General features: G+C 63.0%; 10 protein-coding genes. 4 read left to right on the plus strand and 6 right to left on the minus strand.

Annotation, left to right across the window (positions count from 1 at the left end; translation table 11 throughout):
* Window positions 1-174: 174 nt before the first annotated feature.
* A complete protein-coding gene (gene ntrX / locus V1278_RS22430; RefSeq protein WP_334362530.1) occupies window positions 175-1,545 on the minus strand; it encodes a nitrogen assimilation response regulator NtrX in 1,371 nt (456 codons plus the stop codon).
* Window positions 1,535-3,880 carry a sensor histidine kinase NtrY-like gene (locus tag V1278_RS22435; protein WP_334382222.1) on the minus strand — a complete coding sequence of 782 codons (2,346 nt, stop codon included), beginning with the start codon at window positions 3,878-3,880 and terminating at the stop codon, window positions 1,535-1,537. The genes ntrX and V1278_RS22435 overlap by 11 nt, the downstream gene beginning before the upstream one ends.
* Window positions 3,881-4,255: 375 nt before the next feature.
* Here V1278_RS22435 and V1278_RS22440 point away from each other — a divergent pair, with 375 nt between their 5' ends.
* Window positions 4,256-5,113: a catalase gene (locus V1278_RS22440; RefSeq protein WP_334384231.1), complete on the plus strand. Its 858-nt coding sequence runs from the start codon at window positions 4,256-4,258 to the stop codon at window positions 5,111-5,113.
* Window positions 5,114-5,141: 28 nt separating this feature from the next.
* Here V1278_RS22440 and V1278_RS22445 read toward each other — a convergent pair whose 3' ends face one another.
* The gene (locus tag V1278_RS22445; RefSeq protein WP_334382223.1) at window positions 5,142-6,074 is read right to left on the minus strand and encodes a helix-turn-helix domain-containing protein; all 933 of its coding nucleotides are present in this window, start codon (window positions 6,072-6,074) and stop codon (window positions 5,142-5,144) included.
* 475 nt (window positions 6,075-6,549) lie between these two features.
* Here V1278_RS22445 and V1278_RS22450 point away from each other — a divergent pair, with 475 nt between their 5' ends.
* The 3 genes from V1278_RS22450 to V1278_RS22460 all read left to right on the plus strand — a co-directional run bounded on the left by V1278_RS22450 (window position 6,550) and on the right by V1278_RS22460 (window position 10,274).
* On the plus strand, window positions 6,550-7,497 hold the full coding sequence (locus V1278_RS22450; RefSeq protein ID WP_334382224.1) for a helix-turn-helix transcriptional regulator: 948 nt from the start codon (window positions 6,550-6,552) through the stop codon (window positions 7,495-7,497).
* 530 nt (window positions 7,498-8,027) lie between these two features.
* Window positions 8,028-9,245 carry an NAD(P)/FAD-dependent oxidoreductase gene (locus tag V1278_RS22455; RefSeq protein ID WP_334362527.1) on the plus strand — a complete coding sequence of 406 codons (1,218 nt, stop codon included), beginning with the start codon at window positions 8,028-8,030 and terminating at the stop codon, window positions 9,243-9,245.
* Window positions 9,246-9,341: 96 nt separating this feature from the next.
* Window positions 9,342-10,274 carry an MBL fold metallo-hydrolase gene (locus V1278_RS22460; RefSeq protein ID WP_334382225.1) on the plus strand — a complete coding sequence of 311 codons (933 nt, stop codon included), beginning with the start codon at window positions 9,342-9,344 and terminating at the stop codon, window positions 10,272-10,274.
* 125 nt (window positions 10,275-10,399) lie between these two features.
* Here V1278_RS22460 and ntrC read toward each other — a convergent pair whose 3' ends face one another.
* Genes ntrC through dusB form a run of 3 tightly spaced genes read right to left on the minus strand, consistent with a single transcriptional unit; the run spans window position 10,400 to window position 14,028 of the window.
* The gene (gene ntrC, locus V1278_RS22465) at window positions 10,400-11,845 is read right to left on the minus strand and encodes a nitrogen regulation protein NR(I) (RefSeq protein WP_334362525.1); all 1,446 of its coding nucleotides are present in this window, start codon (window positions 11,843-11,845) and stop codon (window positions 10,400-10,402) included.
* Window positions 11,846-11,854: 9 nt separating this feature from the next.
* Window positions 11,855-13,030, minus strand: coding sequence for a two-component system sensor histidine kinase NtrB (locus V1278_RS22470; RefSeq protein WP_334382226.1), 1,176 nt, complete (start codon window positions 13,028-13,030; stop codon window positions 11,855-11,857).
* Window positions 13,027-14,028 carry a tRNA dihydrouridine synthase DusB gene (gene dusB / locus V1278_RS22475; RefSeq protein ID WP_334384232.1) on the minus strand — a complete coding sequence of 334 codons (1,002 nt, stop codon included), beginning with the start codon at window positions 14,026-14,028 and terminating at the stop codon, window positions 13,027-13,029. The genes V1278_RS22470 and dusB overlap by 4 nt, the downstream gene beginning before the upstream one ends.
* Window positions 14,029-14,224 lie beyond the last annotated feature (196 nt).

Consider the following 14,224-nt stretch of genomic DNA (forward strand, 5'->3'; position numbering starts at 1 on the left):
ACGCGCGGATATTAGGCAAGCCGGTTCGGGCGCCACCGGCGCGGAACCCAGTGGCCATTCTCCGCAAGTGTCCGGAAAGAGATAAATATTCCCAAGCAGATGCATGGATCGGAGAGATGCCATTGGGTTGGGGGGTGCGTTCGATTCGTATCGCAATAAGCGATACAATCAGCCTCAGCCAACCCCCAGCGCCTTGAGCTTGCGGTGCAGCGCTGAACGCTCCATGCCGACGAATTCGGCCGTACGCGAAATATTGCCCGAGAACCGGCTGATCTGCGCGATCAGGTAGTCACGCTCGAACACTTCCCGCGCCTCGCGCAACGGCAACCCCATGATGTGCTCGCCATTGTTGCTGGTCGGCATCGCCGGCACCATCGAGCCGACATCCTGAGGCAGCATATCGGCTGTGATGATCGCTTCCGGACCGCCGCCGGCCAAAATCATGACGCGCTCGACATTGTTCCGGAGCTGGCGGACGTTGCCGGGCCAGACATGGGACTGCAATACCGCCATTGCATCCTGGCCGATCTGCCGCTTCGGCAAGCCCGTCGCCGCCGATATCTGGTCCATGAAATAATCGATCAGTTCGGGGATATCCTCGCGGCGTTCCGACAGCGGGGGAACACGAATCGGCACTACTGACAGTCGATGGTAGAGATCCTCCCGGAATCGCCCTTCCGCGATCTCCTCCTCCAGATTGCGCGCGGTCGAGGAGATGATTCGGACGTCTACATGAATCTTGGCGGCGCCTCCCGAGCGTTGAAAGGTCTGATCGACCAGCACGCGCAGGATCTTGTTCTGGGTTTCGCGCGGCATGTCGGCGATTTCGTCGATGAACAGCGTGCCGCCGTGAGCCTCTTCCAACGCGCCAGGCTTGCGCGGCTGCTCGCCGTTCGTCTGCTCGATGCCGAACAGCTCGACTTCCATCCGTTCCGGGGTGATCGCCGCGGCGTTGATGACGACGAACGGGCCTTCTGCACGGCTCGATGCATTGTGCAGCATGCGCGCCGCCAATTCCTTGCCCGAGCCGGAGGGGCCGACGATCAGGATACGGCTGTTGGCCTTGGCCGCGCGGTCGATGGTCTGGCGCAACTGGTTCATGCAGGCGGAGCGTCCGGTGAGAACGCTCGCGGTAGGAGCCAGTTGCTTGAGTTCCTTCACCTCGCGCTTGAGGCGCGAGGTCTCCAGCGCCCGCGTCGCCACCAGGATCAGCCGGTCGGACTTGAACGGCTTTTCGATGAAGTCATAGGCGCCCCGCTTGATCGCAGCCACCGCCGTCTCAATGTTGCCGTGGCCTGAGATCATCACCACCGGAACGTCGGCGTGCTCCTTCTTGATTTGCTCGAGCAGTTGCAGGCCGTCGAGCTTAGAGCCCTGCAGCCAGATATCGAGAAACACCAGATGCGGGCGGCGGTTGGCAACCTCGGCCAACGCCGAATCGCTGTCGCGCGCGGTACGGGTATTGAAGCCTTCGTCTTCCAGGATGCCTGCAACGAGGTCACGAATATCGGCTTCGTCGTCGACAATCAGAATGTCACTGGCCATGGGTTACACCTGCCTTGTCAGTTGCCCGTTGCGGCTTCGGTTTTTGTTCATCATTGGTCGCGGATGCCGCCTCATTGGTTTCGTCAATCTGTGGTTTTGCCTCCGGAGCCGGTTGCTTGGGCGCATGGCCGGTTACGGCGAACCGCAGCCGCATCCAGGCGCCGCGCTGACCGGGGCGGAAATCGGAGGCGTCCTTGAGCTCGATGCGGCCGCCATGGTCTTCCAAGACGCGGCCGACGATGGCGAGCCCGAGACCGGTGCCCTTCTGGCGCGTCGTCACATAAGGCTCCAGCAACCGCGCGCGGCTCACTTTCGGCAGGCCGATACCGTTGTCGATCACGTCGATCACGATGTCGTCTTTTTCGCGCGCGGCGATGACGTCGATGCGTCCCTTGCCGAGTTCTTCCGGCGGCACCTGCTCGATCGCCTCCGTCGCGTTCTTGATGATGTTGGTCAGCGCCTGGGAGATCAGCCGGCGGTCGAACTGCGCGCGCATCGGGTCCTGCTTGATATCGGCCTCGATATCGAGATCGGGATGCCCGACCTTCATCAGGAATACCGCCTGCCGCACGGTGTCGGCGACGTCCTCGCCTTCCATGACCGGCTTTGGCATCCGCGCGAAGCGGGAGAATTCATCAACCATCCGCCTGATGTCGTCGACCTGTCGCACGATGGTTTCGGTACATTGTTCGAAGATGTTCTTGTCTTCGGTGATGACCTTGCCGAATTTGCGGCGGATGCGTTCGGCCGAAAGCTGGATCGGCGTCAGCGGATTCTTGATCTCATGGGCGATGCGGCGCGCCACGTCGCCCCATGCCGAGGTACGTTGCGCGGAGACGAGCTCCGTGATGTCATCGAGCGTGATGATGTAGCTGTCGCGCGAGTGGCTGGTCTGCTCGGCGCTGACGCGGACCGACAGGTTGCGCTCGTGGCCGTCGCGGGTGATCGTGATCTGGCCTTGCACCAGGCGCTGCGTCCCCTCACGCGCGGTCTTCATCATGTCGTCGAGCTCGGGCAGGACGTCCGATAGCGGATGGTCCAGCGTCTCTGATTCCGCGTGGCCGATCAGTTTCTCGGCCGAGCGATTCAGGATGCCGACGCTACCCGAAGCGTCGACGCCGATGATACCGGCGCTGGCCGAGGACAGCACCGCCTCGATGAAGCGGCGTCGGCTGTCGATCAGCTCCGAGGCGCTGACCAGCTCGTCGCGCTGGGTGCGCAATTCGGCCGTCATCTTGTTGAAGGTCTCGCCGAGTTGGGCGAGATCACCCTCGGATTTATGGACCGGCACCTGGACATGCAGATCGCCGGTCGAAACGATGTTGGCCGCGCTCATTAGATTTCGGATCGGCGCCACCAGCCAGTTGGCGAAATTCAGCCCGATCAGCACCGACGCCATCAGAATGGTCAGCGCAATCACCGCAAACATCAGCGCGAAGGCGACCTGAATCCCGAGCCGACGGGCTTCGATCTGGGCATATTCGGCGACGCTGGCCTCGGTCTGCTTGAGCTGGCTGATCACACGCGGATCGAGCAGGCGTGCCACGTAAAGGAAGGTATCGTCAAAGGCGCGCAACCGGATCACCGCGGCCACATAATTGGCTTCGGGAAAGACCGCGATCGGCGGCTCATCTTCATTGACGTTGCTGAGAAATTCCTGCGGCGGTGTCGTGAATTCCTGCTGGATTCCGGTCTTCGCCGTGACCAGGATGTTGCCATCCTTGTCTACCAGCATCGCGGCTGGCAGGTTTCGCGCGGCCGCATTTGCGGTCAGCAGTTCCTGAAACGACCGCCGGTCCTGATCATACAACGGTCGCGCACGGGCAATATCTTCCGTCATACCCAGGATGTCGCCACGGATAAGCCTTGCGTGCTCCTGCATGTAGGCGCGGGCAACGGTCAGCGAGTTCTCTATGACCTCGCGTGTCGGACCCGAGAACAGCCGGTCGAGGCCGCGGTCGATGGTCACGTTGGCGACGATCGCGACGAGTACGGCCGGCAGCACGGCGATGATGGAGAACAGGCTGACGATCTGAACGTGCAGCCGTGCCGCGGCCCGGCCGCGTCGCCGCGCCTGGATCACCAGCCAGACCTCGCGGGTGATGATTGCGACCAGCAGAAATGTGGTCGCTGCATTGATCAGCAGGAACGAATAGACCACCTGGCGAGTAGGCTCGATCGGCGTCAGGCCGGCCAAGACGATGAAGGTCAGAAATGCCGACAGCAGCGCGACGGCGACCGCAAACGGCGCCACCCACTTCCGCAGGATCCCCCCTCCGGATTCGGTAAGCGATGGGTCGAACGATGGTGCCGAGTTCGTCTCTGCGGTGGTCATTCCGGCAATTCGGTGAGCTGAAAGGCTATGGCCCGCCAATTGCGGACTGATGCATTCATATCACAATGTTGCCGAATTGCGGCATCAGTAAGATGTTTGTTTTATCAACAGCTTACGGGCATTCTTTTCACGCGAGTGGTAAAATTGCCGAGCGTCGAATCATCCTCACCAGGCAATTATCCGCAACGTGACGACAACCCATCGGGGAAGATGCCATCGGCAAGGTTTGTCGCAGAATCGGACAAGGCATGGGGGATTCGGGAAAGACGCCCAAGCCGTCCTGGGCCAGAACCGTGCACCAACATTCGAACCCGAGGTCCCGTCCTGCCCAAGTTCCCGCGCGGCCCTGCCAGCCCCGCATCCATCGTCGCTGCTATGAAGTGGGTAGCCAGTCTTCCGCCAAAGGCACGTGCTAGCTTTGCCAGGGGTCGATGCGTTCGTGGCACCTATGCGCCATCCGATCAGGCCAAGGAGATCACGAAATCCTGTAGCTTCACCAAGCCATCGCGCGTGCTGGCGCGCTTCTCGGTGGAAGGAGGCCTCGACATCAACGACACGTTGCTGCGCGGTTTCAGCTTCCGGCTTGGCAGCGATGGCCAGCGCTCGGAAATGCTCACACAGAGCGCCCCGGTTCATTTCGCGAGGACGCTTGACCAGATGTTGGCTTTCCTCCGAGCGCGCATTCCAGGACCCGACGGCAGGCCGGACATGGAAAAGGTCGAGGCATTCTCAGTTGCCAATCCCGAGACGCTGCATCAGGCACGCTACATGGCCGCGCATCCGCCACCCGCAAGCTTTGCCTGCACAACCTATTGGGGAGTGCACGCTTTTCCCGCGACGAATTCAAAGGGCGAAACCAGGTTCATCAAGTTCAAGGTCGCGCCGGTTGGCGAACAGGCGACCGGGCCCAAGGTCAGGGTTAAGCCTGCCGGGCTGCTGCACGACGACCTCGAAACCCGGATCGCGGCTCGCGATATCAGGTTCAGCGTAGTGGCGCTGCTGGGTCGTCCCGGTGACCCCGTCATGGACGTGACCGTCCGATGGCCCGATGAGGACGGACGCGAAGCGGTGCGGCTGGGAACGATCGTGATCACCGGTGTTGAAGCAAATGATGCGTGCGACGAGCCCGTCTTCAATCCGGCAACTCTGGCCGAAGGCATCGGTCATCCGCTGGACGAGATGTTTGCGGCCCGCCGCGCCGCCTACACTATCTCGCAGACAAGGCGTCGCTGAGCGGACGAGGCCGCTCCCGTGGCTCCGATCACGTTTCGCTTTCCGGTGCGCCCAGCATTTCGCGACGCCACACTCCAGGGCTGACGCCGATCACGGAGGTAAACACCCGCGTAAAGTGGCTCTGATTGGCGAACCCCGCCGACACCGCAATTTCCGACAGAGGCAGGTCGCGAACGGTCATAAGCTGCCTGGCCGCCTTCACACGCTGGCGAAGCAGCCACTGGTGTGGCGGCAGGCCGGTGGAGATGCGAAAGGCGCGCGAGAAGTGGCTGACCGAGAGATCGAATTCTGCCGCGATCTGCTTCAACGAAAGTGTCCCGCCGAGGTCGGCCTCCAGTCTTTCACAGGCGCGCTTGACCTGCCACGGCGCAAGGCCGCCGCGGGCCAGCTCGGTATCGCGCCGCAGTCCGCCATAGGTCTGGGCAACGTGCGCGGTGAGCGCGAGCATCATGTGATCGATGAAAAGCTGGTTGGCCTCGGATGGCCGCCGCAATCCTTCCAGGAACGAGGCGCCGATATGACGGACGACCGTGTCGTCGTGGCCGACGCCGAGCTCACAGGCAAGATCGCCAATGCGCGGCGCGCCGGACTGTTCAGCGATGCCGTCGAGCGCCGAGCGCGGAAGATGGAAAAACAGGGAATGAAACGGCTTGTCGATCACATAGCGCGGATCGCACTTGAGATCGTACAGATAGGTCGCACCGGCCTGGACATCCCTCTTCATGATGCACTTGCCGCGCTCCCAAAGCTCGCAGTCCGGATAATCGTGAAGCTTCAGGCTGACGAGAAAGGCGTCCTCCGGTGTCAGCGAGCCGGAAAGGCCGGGTACCGGGTTATCATCGCGCGTTTCGGTGACCGCAAGTTCAACGCCGCGCAGTGAACGCGTGACCAGCGACGGCGGCGCATCTTTCAAGTGCAGGAATCGCCCGAGCCTCGCGCCGAAGGCGCCCGCCTGTGCCATATGCATTATCCTGCTTTTGAAGTTGGAAGGACTGGCATCGCGCCGTCAGCGAAATGAATGCATATTATCTGCTTTCGGAGCGCGGCCGTCTACCATGTTTGGCCGAGGCCCTATCTCATCAGTTTTGTGACACAAGCGCAGCAGCTTGCTTTTGGAATGGCAGCGCTGTTGTCCGTTTTCAACGCAAGCACACGCAATGGTAGCGGCCCTTGCCTCATTCGACGGCAGAGGCCGACCCCGCTCAACTGTTGAGCGACTTCGGTCACAAACGCTTGATGGCCGCTTGCAGCAAGATCAGGCAAAGCACCGCCGCTTTGGGAAAGACCCGGTAGTTCTACGCGCCTAGAACACGCACCGAAAGCTCTCGACGCTTGGCGCATCAATACGGGCAGACAGGAAGCAATAGCTTCGCGTCAGCACCGCAAGTCAGGCCCGCCGGCGCGAGCGAAAGGCCCCCTTCAAGCGAGCAACTGCCATGAGCAAGCCAATCCTGCGCAATTCTTCGCAAGTGAATTCCCACACCGCGTCAGACGCGGATCCTTCGCAGATCGCCGACTCCCGTACTGCCGATGCGGAGATGGCACGCGTGCTTCACACCAAACCACTCCGCATGGCTTTGGACACTTCCGGGGCCGGGATCGCCCACTGGAAGCACGACCCATTGCACGACGTTGTCGAACCCATGACCCATCACGTCATCATGGCTTACAACGGCTCAGTGCAGCGCATGGAGCGGCGATCAGGAAGATCGGTTGCGATCGGAACGTTTCGTCCCGGGGTTGTGATAATCATTCCGGAAGGATCGAGCTCCCGATGGGATATTTCGAAACCTGTTGATGTCGTACAGCTCTATCTTCCTCACACAACGCTCAAGCGGGTTGCCGACGAAGCCGACATTGCCACATCGACCAATCTCTTGGAGCGAACGGCGCATCCCGACCCCATTACGTCCCGATTGCTCCTGAGCGCCTCGGATGTCCTGGAGGGCAATGAGGCGCTGGATACGCTCTTCAGGCAGCAACTGACGGACCTCCTGGCCACGCGTCTGCTGGCTGCGCACACCGGCTCGCCAACCACGATCCAGCCGGTCATGGGCGGGTTGTCGCCGAAGGTGCTCGGCCGCGCCATCGAGCGCTTGCGTTCGGATGCCGATGCGGACGTCTCGCTCGCGGCGCTGGCTTCCGATGCCGGCCTGTCGCGCTTCCATTTCTGCCGTGCCTTCAAGGAAAGTACCGGGCTTTCGCCGCATGCCTGGCTACGGCAGTACCAACTCGAGCAGGCCATGAACATGCTGCGCGACACTAACGATTCGATCGTGTCGATCGCAGCCGCGCTTGGCTACTCGTCGCAGACCGCTTTTGCCGCCGCGTTCAGAAAGCTGACGGGCGAAACCCCGAGCGATTGGCGGCGACGCATTCGGTAACCGCAATCGCTCTACAGGTACGGCAATCGCTCTGGGGCAGTCGCAAATCCAATTCGCTAGATCAGCGTGGCACAACGCCAACAACGGATGGAGATAAACGATGGCCTGGATGAACGTCGCTAACCCGTTTGCAATCGCACCGCGGCGGAGAGTCGTCGCGACCGCACTCATGTACGGACTTTCGTTGAGTGTTCGCTTCACCTCGGCAGCGGGCGAAGAAACGGAAGTTCCGGCACATGCCGTCCAAACCGCCAGCCCCGTCAGTTCCATCATCTTTTACAAGGACTGGCCCGCGAAGCCCGCTCCGTTGATGGCCTTTCAACGCGGCTCGCTCCCGGGATCCGGGGGCTGCCGAACGGCATGTGAACGTCCCATGCCAATGCCGCTAATGCTGGACTGCTCCGCACCGTAACAGCCGGGACTCGTTTCACATCATCTTTGCGTCATCGATCGGAAGAGGTTTGCCGCCAATGCAGGGCGGCGGCGATGACGCGCGCACGTCCGAGAGAATCTAACCACAGGAGCAAACCATGCGACTTGTTATCATAGGAGCCGGCTTCGCCGGCATGTACGCCGCACTTTCCGCAGCCCGCCTGCGCGACATCCAGGGCGTTTCGCCCGAGGAGCTCGAGATCGCACTGATCGCACCCGAGCCGACGCTGGTGGTCCGTCCCCGGCTCTACGAATCGAAGCCGGAGACCCTGACGGCGCCTCTGCTTGATGTCCTCAAGGCAATCGACGTTGTCTACGTGCAAGGCAGCGCCGAAACGATCGACACCAAGGCTCGCATGGTGCAAGTCGCTACCGCCAAAGGCACCCGAAAGTCTCTCTCCTACGATCGCCTGGTCGTGGCTACGGGCAGCCGCCTGTTCCGCCCGAACATTCCCGGTCTTGCCGAACACGGCTTCAGCGTCGACCAACTCGACGACGCGATTGCCCTCGACCGGCATCTGCATAGCCTGCCCAATCGTCCGGCAATGAACGGGCGCGACACGGTCGTCGTCGCCGGCGGTGGTTTCACCGGCATCGAAGCGGCAACCGAGATACCGGCGCGGCTCCGTGCGATCCTTGGCAAGGATGCCAACCCGCGCGTCATCATCGTCGACCGGAACAGCGCGATCGCTCCCGATATGGGCGCGGGTCCCCGCCCCGTCATTGAGGACGCCCTGCGCAAGCTTGGCGTTGAGACGCGGCTCGGTGCCGGCGTCGCGTCGCTCGACAAATCCGGCGTCACGCTTTCCGGTGGCGAGCGCATTGAAGCCGAGACCGTGATCTGGGCCGCCGGCATTCGCGCCGCACCGTTGACCGCGCAGATCCCCGCCGAGCGCGACAATTTCGGCCGGCTGCTTGTCGACCGGGATTTGCGCGTGCCGTCGGTGGATGGCGTCTTTGCCACCGGCGACGCCGCTCGCGCGGCGTGTGACGATGTCGGCAACTACGCGCTGATGTCGTGCCAGCACGCCACGCGGATGGGTGCCTTTGCCGGCAATAATGCCGCCGCGGAGCTCCTGGGAGTCCCGACCAAGCCATATCACCAGAAGGGCTATGTCACTTGTCTCGACCTCGGAGAGGCCGGCGCACTTTTCACGAGCGGCTGGGAACGCAACGTCAAGATGGTCGGCGACGTCGCCAAGAAGACCAAGCAGGAGATCAACACCGTCTGGATCTATCCGCCGCAGGCCGAGCGCGCGGCGGCGTTGGCATCGGCCGATCCGGAGCGTGTGACCGATGTGACTGGCTTCCTCTAGACCCTTCACGCGAAACGGGCTTGCGCTCGCTGCTGGCTGCGCAGCCTGCTCAACCGAGACCAGCCAGCAGCCCTTACCATGAAGCAGGAGACAAACATGAGCCTAACAGACATGAGCTTAGACAACACCTCACAACCCGGTAGGCCGGGGCCTGAAGAGTTGGTTCCGTCGCGCTACGCGCTGAAGGTCGGCGAGATTGATGTGCTGGTGGTCAGCGATGGCGTGCTACCGCTCCCAACCGCAATGTTGGCCCACAACGTCGACCCGGCCGTCCGGGCGGCTTGGCTGGACGAGATGTTCCTGCCGCCGGACGCGTTCGATTGGGCGCTGAACGTGGTCGTGGTGCGTAGCGGCGGCCGGACCATACTCGTCGACGCTGGTCTAGGGTTCGACCCGGACTTGCACTTGCCGCGGGCCGGGCAGTTGATCAAGCGACTGGAGGCCGCCGGCATCGATCTTGCGTCCGTGACCGACGTGGTGCTCACCCACATGCACATGGACCACATTGGCGGGCTGCTCGTCGACGGGGTCAAGGAACGGCTGCGTCCGGACCTGCGGATCCACGTGGCGGCCGCCGAGGTCAAGTTCTGGGAAGCGCCCGATTTCTCCCACGTCTCCATGCCGCCGGGATTCCCGGACGCGCTTCGATCGGCCGCCAAGCGGTTCGTGAAAGAGTACCGCAGCCAGTTGCGGCCGTTTGAGGAGGAGTACGAGGTGGCGCCGGGGGTGGTCGTCCATCGCACCGGCGGCCACACCCCCGGGCACAGCGTGGTCCGCCTGGCGTCCGGCGGCGACCGGCTGACGTTCGCCGGCGACCTCGTGTTCGCGGTCGGGTTCGAACACCCCGAGTGGTACAACGGCTTCGAACATGACCCCGAGGAGTCGGCACGCGTTCGTATCAGTCTTTTGCGGGAGCTGGCGGCGACCGGCGGCCTCCTGGTGGCGACTCACCTGCCGTTCCCATCCATCGGCCATGTGGCGGTCGACGGCGACGCCTTTCGTTGGGTACCGGCCATCTGGGACTACTGATCGCTTGTTGGGTTAGGGCCGAACCAGGGCGCGTACTCATAGCGTTAATGAGTGCGCGCCTCCCGGTTGGGCGCGCAATGATCGCGGGTGAACAAGCATTGGCCGGCGGATGGGCTTAGCAATCCCTAACCGCCACTCCGGTAGACCTGAATATCGAGATCCCTGATCTTCTTGCGCAGCGTATTGCGGTTGAGGCCGAGCAGATCGGCCGCGCGAATCTGGTTGCCGCGCGTGGCCGCCAGCGCCGCGGTGAGCAGCGGTACCTCGATTTCCTTGAGGATGCGGTGGTAGAGGCCCGGCGGCGGCACACCGTTCGGAAAGCCCGAGAAATGCGAGGACAGGTAGGCCTCGACCGCGCCCCCGAGGTTTTCGACGCCCATCGGGGCGTTGGCGCCCGAGGTGACGGCCGGCGGCGCCAGTTCGCCATCAATTACCGAGGCCGTAATGACGTCCTGCGGATAAAGCGCGGCCAGCCGGCGCGCGAGGTTTTCGAGCTCGCGCACGTTGCCAGGCCAACGGTGCTGCTTGAGCCGTTCCAGCGCCAGCGTGTCGAGCTTCTTCGGCGGCAAACCGTCCTTTTCGGCGAGCGAAAAGAAATGCCTGATAAGATCGGGCAGATCCTCGATCCGCTCACGCAGCGGCGGCAGGCGCAGAGGCACCACGTTCAGGCGGAAGAACAAGTCTTCCCGGAACAGACCCTGCTGGATCAGGATGCGCAAATCCTTGTTGCTTGCCGCCACGATCCGTACGTCGGTCTTGATCGGGGTACGGCCGCCGACGGTGGTGTATTCGCCCTGCTGCAGCACCCGCAGCAGCCGCGTCTGCGCCTCCATCGGCATGTCGCCGATTTCGTCGAGAAACAGCGTACCGCCCTCGGCCTGTTCAAACCGGCCCGAGGCGCGAGTGTTGGCGCCGGTGAACGCGCCGCGCTCGTGGCCGAACAACTCCGATTCGATCAGATCGCGCGGGATCGCCGCCATGTTGACGGCGACAAACGGGCCGTTGCGGCGCTTGCCGTAGTCGTGCAGCGCGCGGGCAACCAGTTCCTTGCCGGTGCCGGACTCGCCGGAGATCATCACCGTGAGGTCGGTCTGCATCAGCCGCGCCAGCACCCGGTAGATCTCTTGCATCGCCGGCGAGCGGCCGACCAGGGGAATCGAATCGAATTCACCCTCGTCCGCGGCGCTCGTCACCCGCTCCTTCGGCTCGGCCAATGCGCGGCCAACGATGGTGATGAGTTCCTTGAGGTCGAAGGGCTTCGGCAGATATTCATAGGCGCCGCGTTCCGACGCCCGGATTGCCGTCATGAAGGTGTTTTGGGCACTCATGACGATGACAGGAAGGTTCGGCCGCATCTTCTTGATGCGGGGCAAGAGATCGAACGCGTTCTCGTCCGGCATCACCACGTCGGTGATGACGAGATCGCCCTCCCCCTGGCTCACCCAGCGCCACAGCGTCGCGGCGTTCCCGGTCAGGCGCACTTCATATCCGGCGCGCGAAAGAGCCTGGTTCAGAACCGTGCGGATGGCGGTGTCGTCATCGGCAACGAGTATGCTACCTGCTGCGGGCATTGCTATTCCTCATCTTGCGTCCTGTGAGGCAGGCGGCAGCGTACCCGGAACGCCGTCGCGGTTGCTTTGGTCGAACTGTTTGGCGGGATTGAACATCGGCATCAGCACCCGGAACGTCGTCTTCCGCGGCTGGGATTCGCATTCGATGATGCCGCCGTGATCGCCGACGATTTTGGCAACCAGCGCGAGACCGAGCCCGCTCCCGGTTTGCTTTGTCGTCACGAAGGGATCGAACAGGTTCGGCAGCAGGTCTTCCGGCACGCCGGATCCATTGTCCTTGACGCAGAACTCCAGCGGCAACGATACCCGCGATTTCTTGCCCGGCACCGACAGGCGGACGCCGGGACGAAAGGCGGTGGTGAGCTGGATTTCCGCATCGCTGCCGAGATCGGCGACCGCTTCGGCGGCGTTCTTCACGAGATTGAGGAAGACCTGAATGAGCTGGTCCTGATTGGCCAGCACCGGCGGCAACGACGGGTCGTATTCCTCGACGAAACGGATGTTGCGGGCGAAGCCGGACTGCGCCAGCCGTTTGACGTGGTCCAGCACGGAATGGATGTTGACTGCCCCCCGCGCCACCGGGCGGTCGTCGCCGAACACTTCCATGCGGTCGACCAGGGTGACGATGCGGTCGGCCTCGTCGCAGATCAGCCGCGTCAGCATGCGGTCTTCGGACGAGGCCGCCTGCTCGAGCAATTGCGCCGCGCCGCGGATGCCCGACAACGGGTTCTTGATCTCGTGCGCCAGCATCGCGGCCAGCGCGATTACCGAGCGCGCCGCGCTCCGGTGCGTCAACTGACGGTCCATCTTGTCGGCGATGGTGCGCTCCTGCAGCATCACGACGATGTGGCCGGGCCGTTCCGTGAGCGGGGCCACGTGCAGATCGACCTGGCGGTCGCCGCCGATGCGGGGCGTGCCGAGATCGACCTTGTATTCGTTCACGGGCGAGCTGCTCGATCGCACCTGGTCGATAAGCGCCAGCAGTGGACTCCCGAACGGCACCAATTCTTTCAGCGACTGCCGCCGCAGGAACTGCGTCGAAATCTCGAAGAAGGATTCGGCAGCGATGTTGGCGTCGACGATGCGGCCGTCCGGCGCCACCAGCAGTACCGGGTTGGGCAGCGCGTTGAGAATGGCCTCGCTTTCGGAGGGCACGGCGCGGCGATATTCTGCGGCTGAATTCATGCAGCAGCACTCCATGAGAAATCGTCAAACGCGTCCTGCAGCGACCGGTGGATGCGGTGCGGATCCTCCGACGTCAGAATCCTTTGCCGCCAGCCCTTAAGCGTCTCCGCCGGCGCGCGGCTGCATTGCGCCGCCACCTCCAGCGCCCAGCCGAGATGCTTGCGCGCATGCTTGAGCCCGATGCGCAGCCCGTAATGGCTGCAGATTTCGTCGTAGAGTGCGCGCACATGCGCGAGTTGTTCGGCCAGCGACGGCGCAGTCTCAGCCTGTCCAGTCTCAAGCCGACGGCCGATCTGGCCCGGCAGCCAGGGTTGGCCCTGCGCACCGCGCCCGATCATCACGGCGTCCGCGCCCGAAATTTCCCGTGCGCGGACCGCCTGCTCGAATGAGGTGATGTCGCCGTTGACGACGAGCGGCACGGAAACCGCGTGCCTGACCGCGCGCACGGCGCCCCAATCGGCGACGCCCTTGTAAAACTGGCAGCGCGTACGCCCGTGCACGGTGATCATCTGCACCCCGGCGGCTTCGGCGCGGCGCGCCAGCTCGGGCGCGTTGAGCGAGCGATCGTCCCAGCCGAGCCGCATCTTCAGCGTCACCGGCACCTTGACCGCCGCGATCGTGGCTTCGACCAGCTTGAGCGCATGATCGAGATCGCGCATCAGCGCCGAGCCGGACTGGCCGCCGGTGACATGACGCGCCGGACAGCCCATGTTGATGTCGATGATGTCGGCGCCGGCAGCCTCCGCAACCCTCGCCCCCTCCGCCATCCAATGCGCCTCGCAGCCCGCGAGCTGAACGACATGCGGTCCGACACCGGCCGTCTCGCAGCGCAGAATCGACATCGGTCTGCCGTGCACCAGTTCGTCGCTGGCGGTCATCTCGGAGACGACCAGTCCGGCGCCGAGCGTGGCGGCAAGGCGTCGAAAGGGGGCATCGGTGACGCCGGACATCGGCGCCAGAAGGACCCGGTTGGCGACAGCAATCTCGCCTATTTTCAACGGCTTAGAGCGTGAACTTTCCGGGCCGGTCACGGCGTTCTCTTGGTTGGGGCGGCGGCGTCATTGCAACCGTCGGCGCATATTGTGAGCACAAATCTTGGGCAGTCAAGCTTCTTGCCTACACTTTAGACAGATCTATCATTTGCGCAAGTGCACTGCAACAAAAACCGCTTTTCCCACAGCTCGTGGGAATCGC

The organism is Bradyrhizobium sp. AZCC 1577, from assembly GCF_036924575.1.
GTDB lineage: Bacteria > Pseudomonadota > Alphaproteobacteria > Rhizobiales > Xanthobacteraceae > Bradyrhizobium.